Raw genomic sequence first — 19269 nt, forward strand, 5'->3', positions numbered from 1 at the left:
TTTCCTTTCTGACAAACCGGGAATGCCGTTTAGCCCATTTATCTGTGGGAAAAGGCAGCTCACACTGAGCGCCTGATCCATTAACGGAAGGACTGCACTATGAAAATTCTACTGATTGGCGCTGGCGGAACCATTGGCACGGCCATTGAGAAAGAACTGGCGCCACGCCACGACATCGTTCGCATCGGCCGAAACAGCGGTGACGAGCACGTCGATATTAGTGACAGCGCGTCGATCCGCAAACTGTTCGAACGGGTAGGTCCTTTCGACGCATTGATCTGCGCGGCCGGGAACGTCACCTTCGCGCCGCTGGCCGACATGACCGAAGACTCGTTCGCGCTGGGCCTGCGCGACAAGCTCATGGGTCAGGTCAACCTGCTGCTGATCGGCCGCGAATTCGCCAACGACGGCGCCTCGTTCACCTTCACCACCGGCATCACCAGCCACGACCCGATCCGCACCGGCGCCTCGGCCAGCCTGGTAAACGGCGCCATCGACGCATTCGTCTGCGCAGCGGCCATCGAGATGCCACGGGGCATGCGGGTTAACTCGGTGAGTCCGAACGTGTTGGTCGAAGCCATGGGCGCCTACGCACCCTACTTCAGGGGTTTCAAACCGGTGTCGGGTGCGGACGTCGCGCTGGCCTACGCCAAAAGCGTCGAAGGCCTGCAGACTGGCCAGACGTATCACGTCGGCTAATCCCCTCTTGTGATGCGCGAGCAGCCTGAGTAACGTGGCGGCACTTGTCTGGAGACCGCCCCATGTTCGCTGCTCGTTCCGTCCTGATGTTCGCCCTCCTGCCTGTTTTTGCGGGCTGTCAGTTGCTGCCCTCGCACACCGAGCAAGCCTCGGTTTCCAAGGCCGGCATGATCCGCATGCAAGGCACTCTCAGCGGCGATAACGGCAAACTGTTTTTCGAACCCTGCAACGAACAACGTCGCTATGCCGTCACTGACAAAGGCAACACCGGCGTGCTGCAGGAAGCCGCCTCCGTGGTGGACAAAAGCGGCAAGGCGTTCGCTGATGTCCGCGGCAACTTCGTCGCGAGCCGGGCGCAGGGCAGTGACGGACAGGCCGATGTTTACCAGCTCTATCGCGTCGAGCGCCCGAACGGTGCCTGCGAAGATGCCAACTTCAAACGCCTGACCATTCATGCCAGCGGCAACGGCCCAAAATGGAACCTCAACGCCAGCGGCAAGGGTCTGGTGCTCGAACGTGAAGGCATGGAGCCGTTTGCCGTGCCGTATCTGGAAGAGCAACTGCCAGAGGGCCGCTTCAATCTGGTGACCGATGCCAACGACCAGCATGTCGAACTGTACGTCGCCCCGCAGCGCTGTGTGGACCCGGCCAACGGCTCGGTGCAGCACCTGACGGCCGAGTTGCGGGTCAATGGGCAGGTACGCCGTGGGTGTGCGTATTTCGGCGCGATGCGCAACGACTGACGCGCCAGCGATACCCAAACCTGTAGGAGTGAGCTTGCTCGCGATAGCGGTGCGTCAGTCAATAGTCATGTGGCTGAAATACTGCTATCGCGAGCAAGCTCACTCCTACAAGGACAATGTGGCTTATAATCGCCGGTTCTTGTAGCGCTGCCGGGCCGATCCTGCGGCCCGAAACCGGACCTTTCAATGTTACGAATCACCGAACTCAAACTGCCGCTGGACCACGCGGACGAAGCGCTGCGCCCCGCGCTCTTGCAACGCCTGGGCATCGACAGTGCCGAGCTGCTGAATTTCACCCTGTTCAAGCGCAGCTACGACGCGCGCAAGAAATCCAGCGAACTGCAATTCATCTACACCATCGACTTCGAAGTCCGTGACGAGGCCGCGTTGCTCACCCGCCTGAGCCACGACAAACACGTCACCTTGGCCCCGGACGTCAGCTACAAAGTCGTTGGCCATGCCCCGGCTGATCTGGCCGAGCGGCCCTTGGTGGTCGGTTTCGGCCCGTGCGGCATTTTTGCCGGGCTGCTACTGGCCCAGATGGGCTTCAAGCCGATCATCCTCGAACGCGGCAAGGAAGTGCGTCAGCGCACCAAGGACACCTGGGGCCTGTGGCGCAAGAACGTGCTCAACCCCGAATCCAACGTACAGTTCGGTGAAGGCGGCGCAGGCACGTTCTCGGACGGCAAGCTCTACAGCCAGATCAAGGACCCGAAATTCCACGGCCGCAAAGTGCTGCACGAGTTTGTGAAAGCGGGCGCGCCGGAAGAAATTCTGTACGTCAGCAAACCGCATATCGGCACGTTCCGCCTGACCGGCGTCGTGGAAAACATGCGCCAGCAGATCATCGCGCTGGGCGGTGAAGTGCGCTTCGAACAGAAGGTCACCGACCTGCTGATCGAAGACGGCCAACTGCAGGGCGTCATGCTGGGCAACGGCGAGCGTATCGACTCGAAACACGTGATCCTCGCGCTGGGTCACAGCGCCCGTGACACCTTCCGCATGCTGCACGGCCGTGGCGTGTACATGGAAGCCAAGCCGTTCTCGGTGGGCTTCCGCATTGAACACCCACAGGGCCTGATCGACCGTGCGCGACTGGGCAAATACGCCGGTCATCCGAAACTCGGCGCCGCCGATTACAAACTGGTGCACCACGCGAAGAACGGCCGTTCGGTCTACAGCTTCTGCATGTGCCCGGGTGGCACCGTGGTGGCCGCGACGTCTGAGCCAAATCGCGTCGTCACCAACGGCATGAGTCAGTATTCGCGCAACGAGCGCAACGCCAACTCGGGCATCGTGGTCGGCATCACCCCGGACGAAGATTATCCGGGCAGCCCATTGGCCGGTATCGAGCTGCAAGAGCGGCTGGAATCCCACGCTTACATCATGGGCGGCGAAAACTACGAAGCCCCTGCACAGTTGGTCGGTGATTTCATCGCAGGCAAGGCCTCGACCCAACTGGGCGAAGTCGAGCCTTCCTACAAGCCCGGCGTGAAACTGACTGATTTGGCAGACGCCCTGCCCGCCTTTGCCATCGAAGCCATCCGTGAAGCGCTGCCCGCGTTCGACAAGCAGATCAAAGGCTTTTCGCAACACGACGCAGTGTTGACGGGCATCGAAACCCGCACCTCGTCTCCGCTGCGCATCACCCGCGGCGCGGACATGCAAAGCCTCAACGTCAAAGGCCTGTTCCCTGCCGGTGAAGGCGCAGGTTACGCCGGTGGGATCATGTCGGCAGGTGTCGACGGGATTCGCATTGCCGAGGCGTTGGCCAAGAGCGTGTTGGGGATCGTTGATTAACCGATAGCGCCCTGTTCCCTGAGGGCGCGGTATTACCCTATGGGAGCGAATTCATTCGCGAAAAATGTGTCAGGCGATAGAGATGCACTGTCTGCACTGACATATCGCGAATGAATTCGCTCCCACAGAATCATGCGCGTGAGACAACTCCGAAGTCTTCCTTCAAAAATCAGAAAATTCCTACAACCCACACCGCTCGCGCCTCGCAGCATCTTGTAACGAAAATTACAGATGCGTTGTATACAGGTTTCACATCGATTTTTAATAACAAAATCGAATATAACTTTTGTTTTCAGACATAAGAACACAGGGTACGGTGTCGCTCCTTTTGCGCATGTCCATGGAGAGTGACCTTGCCCGTACGCAATACATTCAAACGTTTCTTCCAGCTGGAAGCGGCTGGCGGTCTGTTGTTGATCGCTGCGGCTGCCCTCGCCCTGCTCGTCAATAACTCGCCGTTGTCCTGGCTCTACACCGGCTTTCTGGACGTGCCCGTCGTCGCACAGATCGGCACCTTGAAGATCGCCAAACCCTCACTGCTGTGGATCAACGACGGCCTCATGGCGCTGTTCTTTCTGTTGATCGGGCTGGAGGTCAAGCGCGAAGTGATTCAGGGGCACCTTTCTCGTCCCTCGCAGATCGTCCTGCCCGGAGCAGCGGCGATTGGCGGCATGGTGGTGCCCGCGCTGTTCTACTGGGCGCTGAATCAGGACAATCCCGCAGCGCTGGGTGGGTGGGCGATCCCCATGGCCACCGACATTGCCTTCGCCCTCGGCGTCCTGGCCCTGCTCGGCAAACGCGTTCCGGTGTCGCTCAAGCTGTTTCTGATGACCCTCGCGATCATTGATGACCTGGGCGCAATCATCGTCATCGCGCTGTTCTACTCGGGCGAACTTTCCACGCTGTCCCTGACCTTGGCGGCAGCCTCCATCGCCTCATTGATCGCGATGAACCGGCTGGGTGTGGCGAAGCTTGCGCCGTATTTGCTGGTCGGATTGGTGCTGTGGGTCTGCGTGCTCAAGAGCGGCGTACACGCGACGCTGGCGGGGGTGATCCTGGCGTTCTGCATTCCGTTGAAGACCCCGAAAGACGTGCCGTCTCCCTTGCAGCAGCTGGAACACACGCTGCATCCATGGGTGGCTTACGGCATCCTGCCGTTGTTCGCGTTCGCCAATGCGGGGGTGTCGTTGAACGGCGTGACTCTTGAGAGCTTCACCCATCACGTGCCCTTGGGCATCGCGCTGGGTCTGCTGCTGGGCAAGACGCTGGGGGTGTTTGGCTTGACGTGGCTGGCCATCAAGACAGGCATGGCCGCCTTGCCCACCGGCGCAAACTGGGGTCAGGTGTTGGGGGTGTCGATTCTGTGTGGAATAGGCTTCACCATGAGCCTGTTCGTGGGCTCGCTGGCGTTCGTGCCAGGGCAAAGCGAGTTCGCCGGGATGGACCGCATGGGAATCCTCACCGGCTCAATACTCGCCGCGATCATCGGCTATGGCGTAACGGCCTTGGCCAGTCGAAACGTGTCAGCTGTCGACACTCAGGCCACGGCCTGAACGAAAAACGCCCCGACAATGCGGGGCGTTTATTTTGTTAACGGGTGTTACATAAACCCCGCTTCCAGCTGTTCAGCAGGGAAACTGCCTCAGTGGGCAACCCGGCTGGTGCCGTTGACGGTCATGATACGAACGCGCTCACCGACCCGGAAAATCTCGTTTTCCTGAACCTGCTGAACATAAGCGCGCATGGTGCCGTCATCTTCACGCACGGTGATTTCAACGCCTTGGGCACGGGTCAGGCCTTCTTCCGTCATCGAACCGAGCAGACCACCTGCCACAGCACCGATCACGGCGGTCACGATGCTGCCACGACCGCCGCCAATGGCGCTGCCGCCTACACCGCCCACGATTGCACCGGCGCCAGCGCCGATTGGGGTCTTGGTCCCTTCGATCTTCACAGGACGCAGGGATTCGACGGTGCCCAAACGCACGGTCTGAACCTGGCGAGCTTCATCGCGCGAATACGAGTCGCCGGTCAGGCTCGAAGTACAGCCGCCCAGCGTCAGCGCCATGGCGGTGAACGAAGCAACCAACAGAACAGACTTACGCATAACATTTGCCTCCAGGGGAACAGGTAGCCATTAGACTCCCCGGCACCGAGCGGTGTCACGGGCCTGTTCCGGTAATTTACGTTTATTCAGGCGCTATACAGATTGTCGCCACGTCTATGAGTATGGACGACGGCCCGTTGGATAGATTCAAAGAGTTGCGACCCGCGCCGCCAAACCGTCAGGGCGCCAGACGCTCACGCGTCCACTGCCCATCGACCAGACGATAATTCAGCCGGTCGTGCAAACGGCTCGGGCGACCTTGCCAGAATTCGATGCGATCCGGCACAAGTCGATAGCCTCCCCAGTGATCAGGACACTCCGGTTGCGTGTCGCTGAAGCGCGCTTCGGTGGCTTTTAGCAAACCTTCCAGCGCTTCACGATCTGCAATCACCTGGCTTTGCGGCGACGCCCATGCACCCAGGCGACTGCCCAGTGGGCGGACCTGGAAATAGGCGTCGGATTCTTCGTGGGAGACCTTGGCAACACGACCTTCGATGCGCACCTGGCGCTCCAGGGTCGGCCAGAAGAAGGTCATGGCAGCGAAAGGCCGGGCTTCCAGCTGCTGACCTTTCGCGCTTTGGTAATTGGTGAAAAAGGTGAACCCTTGGGCATCCAGCCCTTTGAGCAACAGGATTCGGCAGTGAGGGCGACCGTCTGCGTCGACAGTCGCCAGTGTCATGGCATTGGCTTCGACAGGCGCTTGCTCGGTCTTCACCGCTTCGTCGAACCATTGACGGAACAACAAAAAGGGTTCTGCCGGCGCCTGCGATTCGGTCAGACCCTCGCGAGCGTAGTTACGACGCATATCAGCCAGATGCTGGCTCATCACTGCCTTCCTTAATCGGTATCCGGAAACGGGACACCGATATTACCCTCAGTTGGCACTCGCTTGGGCGTCCGCAGCCGGTTTCTTGGCCGCTGCTTTTGCCGGTGCAGGCTTGGCCTTGGCAGGGGCTGCTTTTTTCACCGGGGCTTTTTTCGCGGCAGGCGCTTTGGCAGCGGTCGCCTTCTTCGCAGGCGTTGCGGATTTAGCCGGCGCGGCGGCCGCTGGAGCAGGCGCTACGGCAGGCTTGGCTTGTTGCTGCACGGCCACCAGCGTCGGGGATGGCGGCAGGTTGTACTTGGCCATCAGCGCGACCATGGTGTCCTGCGGCGTCATGATGATTTCAACACGACGGTTCAGCGCACGACCCGCAGCGCTGTCATCCGCTGCACGAGGCATTACCGCCCCCATGCCGCGCAGGTTCAGACGATTACGCTCAAGACCGCTCAAGCGGAAGATCGCCGCGACCGACTGGGCGCGCTGCTGGCTGATTTTCAGGTTGGTGTCGCTGGCAACGTCGCTGTGCCCCAACACCAGAATCGCGGTTTTCTGATCGCCTTCGACGACCTTGGCCATGCGGGTGATCGGGCCAAGGTTGATCGGCAGCAGCATTTCCGGACGATCCGGATTGAAGGTACTGTCCACGGGCGCAGTCACGACCAGCACGTCTTCACGGCGCTCGAACTGGAATTTGCTGTCCTTGATCGCTTCACGAACTTTTGGCTCGTATTGGTCAAGCCAGGCTTGGGTGACTTTCGGGTCAACCTTGGGAATGGCAGGCGCTGCGTCTTTCTTCGCTTCGCTGGTGCCGAACGGCCACCACCACTTGCCACCATCGTCAGCTTTCGCGACGTCCGGCTTGGCGGCAGGCTGAGTGGCTGCCAGTGCAGGCTGCTTGTCGGTCTTGCCGTGGTCGGAGCCGAACGGCCAGTACCAATGCGAGCCACTCTCGGCTTCGGTTTTGGCCACTTCAGCGATCGCCGGGCTGGGTGCTGGCTTAACAGGTGCGGCGTCTGAGCCTTTGCTGGAGCCGAACGACCACCAGTGATCGTTGCTGGCCGATGAATCCTGAGGGGTTTGTGCGCAGCCGGTAACGGCGAGGCACAAGGCAAATGCGAGACTTTTATTGGCAGACATGGTGACTCACACAAATAATTGATCAGAAAATGAACGAAGCAGCGCCCATATAACACGCATAAACGCCGATTTGGAAAAGGAAACCGCTCTACGGTTCCGATATGAGCGGTTTAACTGACAGTCGGTAGAACAAGCACTTATCGCCGATAGTTATTGCAAACACTCAGCAAGCGTCCGAACCAGACCTTGTGCGCGCGGGTCCATCAGCACATAGGGGCCCAAGGTGTTGGTGACGAAGCCAAAGGCCACATCGCGCTCGGGGTCGGCGAACCCTACCGACCCTCCCGCCCCCGGATGACCGAAGGATTTCCCGCCCAGCCCGAACGTGGCGTTGGGCACGGTTTGCTGATCGAGCATGCAGCCCAACCCAAAACGTGTCTGGGTGAGCAGGGTCTTGTCCTGACCGATGCTGTGCTCGCGGGTCAGCTCGTTGATCAGGTCGGCTTCCAGCAGGCTGCCGTCAAGCAGCGCGCTGTAAAAACCGGCCAGACTGCGGGCGTTACCGTGGCCGTTGGCAGCCGGTTGTTGCATGCGCCGCCACTCGGGTTTGTTAGTGCTGGTCATCACCGACGGCGGATTGGTGAACGCTCGGGCGGTCATCGACGTGGGCTCGCGCATCGTCGTCTGAACCAGACGCTGAGCAGCCTCGTCACCCATGTTGCCCTTGCCCCGCGCGATGTGTGCGACGCGATGGAATTCCTCGTCCGGCAGGCCCACATGGAAATCCAGGCCCAACGGTCGCGTGATGCGCGCAGCGATGGCCTCACCCGGCCCGCGTCCGTCGGCGCGACGAATCACTTCGCCCACCAGCCAGCCGTACGTGATCGCCGCATAGCCATGGCCCTGCCCCGGCGTCCACCACGGCTCCTCCGCCGCCAGTGCATCCGTCATGGCCTGCCAGTCGTACAGCGCTTCGGCCGGCAGCAGGTTGCGAATGGCCGGAAGCCCCGCCTGATGGCAGAGCAACTGCCGCAAGGTGATCGACTGCTTGCCCGCTGCCGCAAACTCGGGCCACAGGCGCGACACCGGTTCATCCAGATTCAGCTTGCCTTCACCCACCATCTGCAGGGCAGTGACAGCGGTAAACGTCTTGGTGCAGGAGAACAGGTTGGCAATCGTGTCGGTGTGCCAGGCCTGCGCGCCGTCCTTGTCTGCCGTGCCCGACCACAGATCGAGAACAGTCTCTCCGCCAATCTGCACGCACAGTGCCGCGCCACGCTCCTGAGGATCGTCGAACAGCGCGGCGAACGCGTCGCGCACGGCTTCGAATTGAAGCTCGAAATGACCTTGAATCTGCACGGTGTCACTCTCCGGCTCGGGCTGCACAAAATGGCGTGCATTGTTCCAGCGATTGGTGGATTTGGGAACCGCGCTGCACCGTCAGACGCACAGCACGGGCTGTAGGCGCCGAGGCAGGCGACGCCCTTCAGACCCTTAGGAAATTTCCCGTCGAAACGGCGGCAGCGCGTTGAGGATGGCTTTGCCGTAACGCTGGGTCACGACGCGCCGGTCCAGCAGCGTGATGATGCCGCGGTCTTTCTCGGTGCGCAGCAGCCGCCCGCAGGCCTGAATCAAACGCAGCGAGGCATCGGGCACGGCGATTTCCATGAACGGATTGCCACCCCGCGCTTCGATCCATTCCGCCAGAGCCGCTTCGACCGGATCGTCGGGCACCGCGAAGGGAATCTTGGCGATGACCACGTGTTCGCAGTAGGCACCGGGCAGGTCGACCCCCTCGGCGAAACTGGCGAGGCCGAACAGCACGCTCTCATCGCCGCCGTCGACCCGCGCCTTGTGCTTGTTGAGGGTCTCTTGCTTGGACAGGTTGCCCTGAATGAACACCCGCTTGCGCCAGTCGCGTTCAAGCCCATCGAAGACTTCCTGCATCTGCTTGCGCGATGAGAACAGCACCAGCGTGCCTTTGGAGCCTTCGACCAGATCCGGCAACTCGCGAATGATTGCAGCCGTGTGTTCCGCAGCGTTGCGCGGGTCCGCCTTGAGGTCCGGGACCCGCAAGACACCGGCATCAGCGTGATGAAACGGGCTTGGCACCACGGCCGTGACTGCATCTTTGGGCAGACCGGCGCGCATGCGGTAGCGGTCGAACTTGCCCAAGGCGGTCAGCGTCGCGGAAGTGACCAGCGCGCCGTAAGCGACATTCCACAGATTGCGACGGAGCATTTCCGCCGCCAGGATCGGGCTGGCATTGACTTCGATGTCGAACAGCGAACCGCTGTCGGCCAACGTCAGCCAGCGCGCCATGGGCGGGCTGTTTTCCGGGTCTTCGGCGGTGAACGCGGTCCACAGTTCCCAGTTACCATGTGCCCGCGCCAACAGGCTGCCGAACAACGGATACCACTCCTCCGCCTGATGGCTGGCGATGCCGATGTTGACCTCGCCGTCCATGCCTTCCTTGAGGAGTTCAGTGAGGCGGGTGAACAGGTCGTCGAGCCGCGCAAAACCCTTCTTCAGCTCGATGCCCATCTCGCGCATGTGCTCGGGCACCACGCCGCCAACGAAACGATGGCGAGGACGCTCACGGCCTTCCATGTCTTCGCCGGCTTTGAAATCGGCCAGTTGCTCACACGCCGTGAACATGAACTGCTGGTGGGTCTTGATCTCGCGGGCCAGTTCCGGCACCTGCTCGATGAGCTTGCCCAGATCGCCGGGCAGCGGGTGCTGAGCCAGCAATTTGGTGAGGTTTTTGGCGGTCTGTTCAAGCCAGTCGGCGGTGGAACGCAAACGGCTGAAATGGGCGAAATGGCCGATCGCCTTGTCCGGCAGGTGATGGCCTTCGTCGAACACGTAGAGGGTGTCGCGAGGATCGGGCAGCACGGCACCGCCACCCAACGCCAGGTCGGCCAGCACCATGTCATGGTTGGTCACGATCACGTCGACTTTGCCCATGCCTTCACGGGCTTTATAGAAGGCGCACTGCTGAAAGTTCGGGCAGTGCCGGTTGGTGCATTGGCTGTGATCGGTGGTCAGTCGTGCCCAGTCCTGATCCGCGAGTTCCTGGGGCCAGCTGTCGCGGTCGCCGTCCCACTTATTGCCCGCGAGCTTTTCGATCATGGTGGTGAAGAGTTTCTGACTGGCCTCATCGACCTCGATCTTGAAGCCTTCTTCCTCGAACAATTGTGCGGTGGCGCTTTGTGCGTTGCCTTCCTGCAACAACACGTCGAGCTTGGACAGGCACATGTAGCGCCCTCGCCCCTTGGCCAGCGAGAAGGTGAAGTTCAGGCCGCTGTTGCGCATCAGGTCGGGCAGGTCCTTGTGGACAATCTGCTCCTGCAGCGCGACGGTTGCAGTCGCAATGACCAGCCGTTTGCCCGCTGCCTTGGCCGTGGGAATCGCCGCGATGGCGTACGCCACCGTCTTGCCCGTACCCGTTCCGGCCTCAACCGCAACCACCGCGGGGTCACCCGTGCGGCGCCCCTCTTCATCGGTGTCGATGTCCCCCAGCACCTTGGCCACCTCGGCAATCATCAAACGCTGGCCGTAGCGAGGCTTGAGGCTTTTGGCTTCGAGGAAACGCGAATAGGCGCCCTGAATCTGGGATTTGAGTTCGGTACTGATCATGGGCTGGGTCGTTGGCTCGGCATCGCAGGGTAACAAGTGAAAAAACCGCTGGATAAATTATCAGTGGTTGCAGCGGGCGGCTATCATACCGCGCTAAATCCTTCTGCGCAGATCGGAGTTGTCGATGTCACCTGTAGCCTTTGTCTACGTACTGCACGTATTTTCTGCCGTCCTGTGGGTAGGCGGGATGTTTTTTGCCTGGATGATTCTGCGACCAGCGGTCATCGCCGCCCTGGAAGGCCCGGCCCGCCTGAAGCTGTGGGTGCAGGTGTTTCCGCGTTTCTTCGTCTGGGTGTGGTGCGCGGTGATTATGCTGCCGGTCACCGGGATCGGCATGATCAACCTCAACTTCAGCGGCTTTCAGACCGCGCCTCGCTACGTGCAAGTCATGATCGGGCTGTATGTGGTGATGGTGGCGTTGTTTCTGCGCATCTCGACGCTGAACCTGCCGAACCTGCGCAAAGCCGTCGCGGCGGAGCAATGGGCCGACGGTGCCGCTGCGTTGGGTGGAATTCGGCGGTTGGTGGGGATCAACCTGATCGTGGGGATTGCCGTGATTGCCATTGCTGCGGCACGGCCCGGGTTTTGACTGTCCCCGCTAGCCTGCGGACGGACGGTGTGGGAGCGCATTCATTCGCAAATGGCGTTCGCAGGCGCCACATCCCGGCTGGATGCACCGCCCTCTCGCGAATCAATTCGCTCCCAGAGTGAATTGCGGGGTGGCGTTACAGCTTGCGAACGCTAACCGATCCCGCAGGCCCGGTGGCCCCAGTCTGGCCTTTATCGCCGTTCTTGCCTGACTTGGCGCCATCGGCACGGTAAACCACGCAACCCTTGGAGGCGCCGCCCTTGCCACCGCGACCGCCCTCGCCGCCTGCGCCACCGGCACCGCCTTGCACGTTCACCTTCACGCGGTCGTCCGGAAATGCCTGAGGCAGCTCCAGTCGCACCAAAGCCCCCGGCGCACCGTCACGGCCATTGCCGCCGTTGTCGCCGTCATACCCCCGGCTTGCCGATCCCCACGTGCAACCAGGGTCCTGGCCATTGCCACCGTCAAGACCGACATACCCCGGCGAACCTGCACCGCCGCGCGCATCAATCGACAAGACGTCAGCACTCAGTTGCTCAATGCGCACGTTCAGGTTGCGACCCGGCAGCGGCGATTTCTGGAAGGTCCCCGGTGCACCACGGGCGGTGATTTGAGCACCAGAGCCCAGGTTGCCCTGTTTGACGTCCAGCTTGAACGGCTCCGCGCTTGGCACGATGGCGATGCGCGACTCATGCCCCATCACCAACTGACCGACCTGCACTTCGACCAGGCCTGCCGGGATCAGCAAGGTGCCGTAATCGGCCACGTCCAGACGGTCCAGCTTCAACACACTGGCGTTGCTGGGCAGGCGCATCAGCGAATGCGGCTCAACCGTGAGAGCCTGGGCCATCACCAGAGAACTGCTCAGGGCCGACAGCAGGCTCGCCGTCATCAGTAACGCGTTACGCATGGTGAACCTCTGCCTGGCGGCGACCGAAGGATTGCAGGTGGAAAATACCGAAAATCAAAATCTGCAAGCGGTCGGACCATGGATGCAAACGCCCCCGCAGGCTGCCGTTGAAGAGAAACAGTTCCATCACATGCGTCAGCAGCAAGAGGCTGCCCGCCAGCTTGAGCAACATACCGAAAGGCACCGGCAAAACGGCGGCCTGACTGACCAGCACCACCGCCCAGAACCCCAACGTCAAGACTTTACCCAACCCCCAAACCACCTTCATGACACGCCCCTGCTGTATTTTTATTGCTGTGCCGAAAAAGCTTTGCGCACAGTACGGCGACGGGAGCGACTATGCCAGAGGATGTTGCCAAATGCCGCAGGTTTGAGAGGTCATCTAGGGATCTTCATCCGAGAACGGATCTGGCGTTCGATGAAGATCCCTGTGGGAGCGAATTCATTCGCGAAAGGGGGTTTAGACGATAGAGATGCGGCGGTCATGCGCGCCTTTCGCGAATGAATTCGCTCCCACAGTCAGGGCCGTGTGCATGCCTCGAAAGCGCTGTCTTTTCCGGGACTCATCAACCTATCAATCCCAAAAAAGAAAACCCCGGCACAAAGGCCGGGGTTTTCTGACAACGCGCAATCAATCAACGATTGATTTTGATCTCGACACGACGGTTCAACGCACGACCTTCAGCCGTTTTGTTGTCCGCTACCGGACGGGCTTCGCCATCGCCTTCAACCGACACGAACGAACTGCGCGCGATACCCGAGCTGATCAGATAATCCGTGACCGAATGCGCACGTTTTTCCGACAGCTTCTGGTTGTAGGCGTCGCTGCCCACGCTGTCCGTGTGACCACTCACGTGCAGCTGCACGTTCGGTGCCTCGGTTTTCAGCTTGGTCGCTACCATGTCCAGCTGTTGCTTGTCGCTTGGGGTCAGGGTTGCTTTGTTGAACTCGAAATGCACATCACGGATCGTGATCACTTCTTCCTTAGGCAGCACGACCGGGGCAGCCGCTGGCTCAGGCGCCGGGGTCACGATCGGGCAACCCGTCGCATCCACTGGCGTACCTTTCGGCGTGTTCGGGCACTTGTCGACGCTGTTCAGCACGCCATCGCCGTCATCATCACCGTCGCCGTGAGCGTAGCAATACGCGCCGGCCATCACGCCCACTGCCGCGCCGAAGCCCGCCGCCACCGAAGCGGACTGGAAGGCGCCGATCGCGGCACCACTCAGCGCGCCACCGGCAGCACACAGAGGCCAGTCGGTCTTTTGCAAGCCGGCACAGCCCGTCAATACACTGGTAACCAAAATCAGAGGTAACGCTGTCCGAATCATGCTCATACAGTTCTTCTCCTTTGGTATCGGCTAAAACCGACTGAAATGCAGTAAAGACGTCGCTGGGGCCATTTGCCACCCTAAAACCGGGGGTTTCTTGGTTTTCAGCGCACTATGTGGCTTGTTCTTTTACAAATAGCCTTTTGCCTTCACTCCGTACGCTTTGTCATGGCGACGGAGAAAAAAGTTCAGGCACTAGGCCATAAAGATTCGGCGCGCTAACCTTGCTGGCTTGATCGAGGGATTCAGATGACCGACAGTTTCTCCACCCGCACGCCCCAGCAAGCGCTCGCCGCCCTGCTCGACCGCTATGCACCCAAGCGTTTGTTGCTGATTGGCGCGACGACTTTTCCTGCGCTGCAAGCGTTTCAGGATGCCCATCCGGACACCGAACTGACGCACGCCGCGCCAGGGGCATTGCCCACTGAAATCGCCCGTCAGCGTTATGATCTGGCGCTGGCCGTCGATTGCCTCGAACACCTCCCCAAACGCGCGGGTCTGGAATTGCTCGGCGGCATACGCAACCTCAACGCCAGCCGCATCGCCGTGCTGGCGGACATGACGGCCTGCGGCTGGCAGACGACGGATTTCTATTCGCTGGCCTTGCAAGCAAGCGAACGCTTCGCCCGGGACAAGCAGGTGCTGACGCTGTTCACCTACGATCTGCGGGAATACAAACAGGTGCCGGACTGGCTGAACGCGAAGTTCTGGGCCAACCCGGAAAACTTTGGCAAATATTGGTGGTGAGACCTGCATCATGAGCAGTGCAATTTGTCCCTGTGGCAGCGGCGACCTTCTGGATGGCTGCTGCGGTCGCTATCACGCGGGGCTGCCCGCGCCGTGCGCCGAGGCGTTGATGCGCTCGCGGTACAGCGCTTATGTGTTAGGTCTGGTGGATTACCTGCTGGACACGACGTTGCCGGTGCAGAAAAACAGCCTGGACCGCGACTCGATTCAGCAGTGGAGCGCGCAAAGCACGTGGTTGGGGCTTGAGGTGGAAAGCGCCGAGTTACTGGGCGGCAAACCCGAGCACGCGTTCGTCACCTTCACCGCACGCTGGCATGACGCGACAGGCGAACACAGCCATCGCGAGCGCTCGGCGTTCGTGCAGAACAATGGCCGCTGGTACTTCATCGACCCGACCGTGCAACTCAAGGCCGGTCGCAACGACGCCTGCCCGTGCGGGAGCGAGCAGAAGTTCAAGAAGTGCTGCTCGGCCTACATGGCCTGAAACGCGCGGTCTTCTGTAGCCGTTCGAATTGTCAGGCTGCTACAGGGTTTGAACTCACGCGAGTTTCAGGTGAGAAATATCCGGCACGATCACGTGCTTAACCTGCTTCGCCTGCCCCATGTCACTTCCGGCAGGCGCGAGGCTCAGCCCGGACAAATCCAGCCGAGGCGCAACCGGCGCCGCTTTCGGGTCCTGCACGTTGCGCCCCAGCTCCGACAGTCCGAAGTCCGGCGCTTCGACATCAACGAATGCCGCCATGTAGACATCCCGAGGTTCAAGCCTTGAGGTCTTGCCGGACGTACCGGGCGTGCCTTCAGGGCCGGAGGAAGCACGTGGGCCCCGACGCGTCCAGGTGGGCTCATCCGGGGGCGGCGCCAGTTCGACTTCTTCCACTTCCATCGGTTGAGGCTGCGGCTCACGCTCGGGCTCGGCCTGAACCTGCCCCGCCATTTCCACGACCTCAGCCAGCGCCCCTGCCCGTTCCAGCGTGGAACGGTATTTTTCGGCACCGGCCTGGTCGAGATTATTCTTCAGTACCAGACGCCGACCGGAGAACAGCAGTGCGATGCGCTGCGCGTCGGCCTGAAACAATTTGGCCAGGTTGGCTTTGACCCGGTCCAGTTGTGCACCCGGTATCAATTGGCCGGAAAAAACGATTTCGTACAGCTTCATGGGTCAATACTCCTTCGACACATGGCGTGAGTATGGCGCAGGCTTTGTGGAACAGCGAGTTGCCCTGAAATGGCCACTTGCTAGACTGCAAGCCGAACAGGGAGTGAACCATGGTGTTTCAGGCAAGCATATTCAGAATCGTCGCCCTTTTCGTGGCGCTGGCGGTGTCGGGCTGCTCGACGTTTTCCAGCAGCGATGTCAGAGACCCGGACGTCAAACTGCTCAAGGTGGACGTGGTCAAGGCCAGGTTACTGAAGCAAGACATGAAACTGCGCTTTCGCATCGATAACCCCAACGACTCCGATCTGTGGGTACGGGGGCTGCGATATAAGGTCATTCTTAACGACATCCTGATTGCGGACGGCGAATACAGCGACTGGTTCATCGTCAAGGCCAACGGCCACAAGAACTTCTCGGTGCCGATCCGCACCAACCTGTGGGAACACCTCAAGGATGTCACCCGGATGCTCGGCAAGCCCAAGCAGCCTATTCATTACCGACTGGAAGGCAAGCTCAAGACCGGATTTTTATTCGGAGACAGCGTGCGTATTGGTCGCGATGGCGACATAATTCCCGGCGATTTGATTCCGGAGTAACCCCATGAGCAACCAACCCCACGTGCACGGTCCTGATTGCGACCACGATCACGACCACCACGACCACCATCATGACCACGGTCACGGTCACGTGCACGGCCCGCACTGCAACCATGAGCCTCAAGAGCCTGTGCGCAACGCGCTGAAAGACGTGGGCCGCAACGACCCGTGCCCGTGCGGCAGCGACAAGAAATTCAAGAAATGCCACGGCGCCTGATGACCGCTCCAAGGTCGCAGCATCCTTTGTAGACGGTCTATTGCCGAGCAAGGTTTCTGTGGGAGCCGGCTCGCTGGCGAATGAGGTCTGTCAGACTGCCTATCCGTAGCTGACCCACCGTCTTCGCGAGCAAGCTCACTCCTACAGGGATTTGCGAAGCTGCCTAAGTTTGAAAAATCCTGAAATAAACTCCCTGCCCCCGCTTGCGTGGCGCCTGCCTGCTCTCTAACGTAGCGCGTTTCCAAACGCCTACCCCCGCAGGAGCTACAACATGGCCTCGCCCGCCCATTCATCCCTGAAGTCGCGACTCAGCACAGCCGCTGCCATGTTGGGGCTGTTGAGCCTTGCAGGCTGCCAGCTGGGCGGCGAAGACCGTGACAACCTGCCGCCCACCAGCGGCGTCTACGCCATCAAAGGCCTGGCGCAAAACGTGTCCGTGCGTCGCAACAACCTGGGCATGCCGCTGATCGAAAGCAGCACATTCCACGATGCGTTGTTTACCCTCGGCTATGTCCATGCCAGCGACCGCGTCTCACAAATGGTGCAAATGCGCCTGTTGGCTCAGGGCCGCCTGTCGGAAATCGCAGGGCCCGGCGCGCTGGACCTGGACCGCATGATGCGCGCTGCCAACCTCAAGCAAACGGCGGGCGATCTGTACAACGCCTCGTCGCCGCGCCTGAAACGCTTCTTCGAGGTGTATGCACGGGGGGTCAACGCGTATCTGTTCCGCTACCGCGACAAGCTGCCGTCCGACCTCGCGGATGCGGGCTACAAGCCGGAATACTGGAAACCCGAAGACTCGGCGCTGATCTTCAGCCTGCTCAATTTCAGTCTGTCGGTGAACCTGCAGGAAGAAATCTCTTCGCTGGTATTGGCGCAAAAGGTCGGCGCGGACAAGCTCGCCTGGCTGCTGCCGACGTATCCGGACGAGGAGCTGCCGTTCGCTGAAGCTGACAAGCTCAAGGGCTTGAACCTCGGCAGCCAGATGCCGGGCCTGAGCGAGTTGGACAAGGCCGCGTTGCAACTCTCCGACCTCAACCTGCTGGGCGTTTCAGCGTCCAACAACTGGGTGATCTCGCCGCAACGCGCCCGTGCAGGCAAGAGCCTGTTGGCCACCGACAGCCAACTGCCGGCCACGCTGCCGTCGATGTGGAATTTCGTGCAGATTCGCGCACCGAAATATCAGGCGGCGGGCGCGACGGTCGCGGGACTGCCATTGGTTCTGTCGGGCTTCAACGGCAAGTTGGCGTGGGGCATGGGCCCGGCCATGGGCGACAATCAGGACCTGTTCCTCGAAAAGCTCAAGCGTGAAGGCAATCGGCTGATGGTCATGGCCGACGGCAAATGGGTCGCGGCGGGCGCTCACGAAGAAACCTATTTCATCAAGGGCCAGAGCCCGGTTCGTGAAGCCGCTTACGAGACCCGTCACGGAGCGCTGCTCAACGGCAGCTCGGCGCAAGTGGCCAACGGCCTGGGCATCGCCTTGCAGACTCCAACCGCCAAGGATGACAAATCCCTTGATGCGCTGTTCGACCTGACCCGCGCGCAGAACGTCGAGCGTGCCTTCGACACGACGCGGGAGATTCGTGCGATCACGCTGAACATGGTCTTTGCCGACGCCACCAACACCGGCTGGCAAGTCACGGGACGTTACCCGAACCGCCGCGAAGGCCTGGGCCTGATTCCGTCGCCGGGCTGGGAAGGCCGTTACGACTGGGACGGTTACGCCGACGCGATGCTGCATCCCTATGACCAGGACTCGCAGCAAGGCTGGATCGGCACCGCCAATCAGCGCACCGTGCCAAAAGGCTATGGCATGCAGCTGTCCAATTCCTGGGATTACCCGGAGCGGGCCGAGCGCATTGCCGAACTGGCCAACAGTGGCAAGCAGGACACCCGCAGCACCATCGCCATGCAGTACGACCAGACCACGACCTTCGCGGCCAAGCTGAAAAAGATGTTCGAAGCGCCGGGTATGTCCAAACCGCTGAAGCAGGCCATTGACGCCCTCCCCCCGGCTGACCGCGACAAGGCACGGGAAGCGTTGAGCCGACTGATGGCGTTCGACGGTCGCCTGTCGCCTGTATCGAGCGATGCGGCGATTTACGAGCTGTTCCTGCAAGAAAGCACGAAGCAGATTTTCCTCGACGAACTCGGCCCGGAAAGCAGCCCGGCGTGGAAAGCTCTGGTGCAAAGCGCCGACCTTTCCTACTCGCCACAGGCCGATCACCTGCTTGGGCGTGAGGACAGTCCGTACTGGGACGACGTCAAAACGCCGCAGAAAGAAGACAAACCCGCCATCCTGGCGCGCAGTCTCGCCGCCGCGATCGGCGCAGGGGAAAGTCAGTTGGGTGGCGATCACAAAGCCTGGCAATGGGGCAAGTTGCACCAGTACACCTGGAATTCGCAAAGTGGACAGTTGAGCGCAGCGTTGGGCGGCAGCAAGGCCAGCGTGATCAAGGGGCCGATGGCAGCGGGCGGCGACCACACCACATTGAACGCGTCGGGCTTCCATTGGGGTCAGGACTTCAACGCAGCGGTGATTCCGGCCATGCGCATGATCGTCGACTTCGCCCAGCAAGAGCCGCTGATGGCGCAAAACGCCGCAGGCCAATCCGGCAACCCGTCCAGCCCGTACTTCGCCAACGGCATCGACCCGTGGGTGAAGGGCCTGTACATGTCAATCCCGATGCAGCCTGAGAACCTGGAGAAGGTGTACGGCAAACAGCGCTTGACCCTGACGCCGGGGAAATAAGGCCAGGCAATACACACCCCCTGTAGGAGTGAGCTTGCTCGCGATGCGTCCTTTCAGGCACATCACCGCTGCCTGACACA

Annotated in this window: 19 protein-coding genes; 10 read left to right on the forward strand and 9 right to left on the reverse strand. The window is 60.8% G+C overall.

All coding sequences use genetic code 11. The features are described from left to right. Nucleotides 1-99 precede the first annotated feature (99 nt). From AAEO81_RS24080 to nhaA, 4 genes are all read left to right on the forward strand, one after another. On the forward strand, nt 100-699 hold the full coding sequence (locus AAEO81_RS24080; RefSeq protein WP_341959528.1) for a short chain dehydrogenase: 600 nt from the start codon (nt 100-102) through the stop codon (nt 697-699). Between the two features lie 62 nt (nt 700-761). Then, entirely contained in the window at nt 762-1442 is a 681-nt protein-coding gene (locus tag AAEO81_RS24085; RefSeq protein ID WP_341959529.1) for a hypothetical protein, read from the forward strand. A gap of 186 nt (nt 1443-1628) precedes the next feature. After that, complete coding sequence (locus tag AAEO81_RS24090) at nt 1629-3242, forward strand: NAD(P)/FAD-dependent oxidoreductase (protein WP_341959530.1); 1614 nt, start codon at nt 1629-1631, stop codon at nt 3240-3242. A gap of 353 nt (nt 3243-3595) precedes the next feature. Beyond that, nucleotides 3596-4795: a Na+/H+ antiporter NhaA gene (nhaA, locus tag AAEO81_RS24095; RefSeq protein WP_341959531.1), complete on the forward strand. Its 1200-nt coding sequence runs from the start codon at nt 3596-3598 to the stop codon at nt 4793-4795. Between the two features lie 89 nt (nt 4796-4884). Here nhaA and AAEO81_RS24100 read toward each other — a convergent pair whose 3' ends face one another. The 5 genes from AAEO81_RS24100 to dinG all read right to left on the reverse strand — a co-directional run bounded on the left by AAEO81_RS24100 (nt 4885) and on the right by dinG (nt 10888). Further along, nucleotides 4885-5349 carry a glycine zipper 2TM domain-containing protein gene (locus AAEO81_RS24100; RefSeq protein WP_166593428.1) on the reverse strand — a complete coding sequence of 155 codons (465 nt, stop codon included), beginning with the start codon at nt 5347-5349 and terminating at the stop codon, nt 4885-4887. A 178-nt stretch (nt 5350-5527) separates the two neighbouring features. Further along, entirely contained in the window at nt 5528-6175 is a 648-nt protein-coding gene (gene pdxH / locus AAEO81_RS24105; protein WP_341959532.1) for a pyridoxamine 5'-phosphate oxidase, read from the reverse strand. 48 nt (nt 6176-6223) lie between these two features. Continuing rightward, nucleotides 6224-7309, reverse strand: coding sequence for an OmpA family protein (locus AAEO81_RS24110; protein ID WP_341959533.1), 1086 nt, complete (start codon nt 7307-7309; stop codon nt 6224-6226). Between the two features lie 150 nt (nt 7310-7459). Continuing rightward, nucleotides 7460-8608 carry a serine hydrolase domain-containing protein gene (locus AAEO81_RS24115; RefSeq protein WP_341959534.1) on the reverse strand — a complete coding sequence of 383 codons (1149 nt, stop codon included), beginning with the start codon at nt 8606-8608 and terminating at the stop codon, nt 7460-7462. A 135-nt stretch (nt 8609-8743) separates the two neighbouring features. After that, nucleotides 8744-10888, reverse strand: a complete 2145-nt coding sequence (dinG, locus tag AAEO81_RS24120; protein WP_166593432.1) for an ATP-dependent DNA helicase DinG — start codon at nt 10886-10888, stop codon at nt 8744-8746. Nucleotides 10889-11012: 124 nt separating this feature from the next. Here dinG and AAEO81_RS24125 point away from each other — a divergent pair, with 124 nt between their 5' ends. Continuing rightward, on the forward strand, nt 11013-11477 hold the full coding sequence (locus AAEO81_RS24125) for a DUF2269 family protein (protein WP_341959535.1): 465 nt from the start codon (nt 11013-11015) through the stop codon (nt 11475-11477). Between the two features lie 136 nt (nt 11478-11613). Here the strand turns inward: AAEO81_RS24125 and AAEO81_RS24130 are convergent, their stop codons facing one another. From AAEO81_RS24130 to AAEO81_RS24140, 3 genes are all read right to left on the reverse strand, one after another. Beyond that, the gene (locus AAEO81_RS24130; protein WP_341959536.1) at nt 11614-12387 is read right to left on the reverse strand and encodes a collagen-like protein; all 774 of its coding nucleotides are present in this window, start codon (nt 12385-12387) and stop codon (nt 11614-11616) included. Beyond that, a complete protein-coding gene (locus AAEO81_RS24135; RefSeq protein WP_341959537.1) occupies nt 12380-12655 on the reverse strand; it encodes a DUF1145 domain-containing protein in 276 nt (91 codons plus the stop codon). Before AAEO81_RS24135 ends, AAEO81_RS24130 begins: the two co-directional genes overlap by 8 nt. A gap of 367 nt (nt 12656-13022) precedes the next feature. Then, nucleotides 13023-13724: an OmpA family protein gene (locus AAEO81_RS24140; RefSeq protein WP_341959538.1), complete on the reverse strand. Its 702-nt coding sequence runs from the start codon at nt 13722-13724 to the stop codon at nt 13023-13025. 243 nt (nt 13725-13967) lie between these two features. Between AAEO81_RS24140 and AAEO81_RS24145 the strand changes: the two genes are divergently transcribed. Both AAEO81_RS24145 and AAEO81_RS24150 read left to right on the forward strand, forming a co-directional pair. Continuing rightward, nucleotides 13968-14465, forward strand: coding sequence for a DUF6231 family protein (locus AAEO81_RS24145; RefSeq protein WP_341959539.1), 498 nt, complete (start codon nt 13968-13970; stop codon nt 14463-14465). Nucleotides 14466-14475: 10 nt separating this feature from the next. Further along, the gene (locus AAEO81_RS24150) at nt 14476-14949 is read left to right on the forward strand and encodes a YchJ family protein (RefSeq protein ID WP_166593438.1); all 474 of its coding nucleotides are present in this window, start codon (nt 14476-14478) and stop codon (nt 14947-14949) included. A gap of 54 nt (nt 14950-15003) precedes the next feature. On the opposite strand, the gene AAEO81_RS24155 is transcribed toward AAEO81_RS24150, so the two are convergent. After that, nucleotides 15004-15621 (reverse strand): hypothetical protein, encoded by a 618-nt coding sequence (locus AAEO81_RS24155; protein ID WP_341959540.1) that lies wholly within the window; start codon nt 15619-15621, stop codon nt 15004-15006. A gap of 110 nt (nt 15622-15731) precedes the next feature. Between AAEO81_RS24155 and AAEO81_RS24160 the strand changes: the two genes are divergently transcribed. From AAEO81_RS24160 to AAEO81_RS24170, 3 genes are all read left to right on the forward strand, one after another. Continuing rightward, nucleotides 15732-16217 (forward strand): LEA type 2 family protein, encoded by a 486-nt coding sequence (locus AAEO81_RS24160; protein ID WP_341959541.1) that lies wholly within the window; start codon nt 15732-15734, stop codon nt 16215-16217. 4 nt (nt 16218-16221) lie between these two features. Then, complete coding sequence (locus AAEO81_RS24165) at nt 16222-16434, forward strand: SEC-C metal-binding domain-containing protein (protein ID WP_341959542.1); 213 nt, start codon at nt 16222-16224, stop codon at nt 16432-16434. 271 nt (nt 16435-16705) lie between these two features. Further along, complete coding sequence (locus AAEO81_RS24170; protein ID WP_341959543.1) at nt 16706-19189, forward strand: penicillin acylase family protein; 2484 nt, start codon at nt 16706-16708, stop codon at nt 19187-19189. The last annotated feature ends 80 nt before the right edge of the window (nt 19190-19269 follow it).

Origin of the sequence: Pseudomonas sp. RC10 (assembly GCF_038397775.1) — a bacterium.
In the GTDB taxonomy this organism is placed as follows: Bacteria; Pseudomonadota; Gammaproteobacteria; order Pseudomonadales; family Pseudomonadaceae; genus Aquipseudomonas; species Aquipseudomonas bambusae.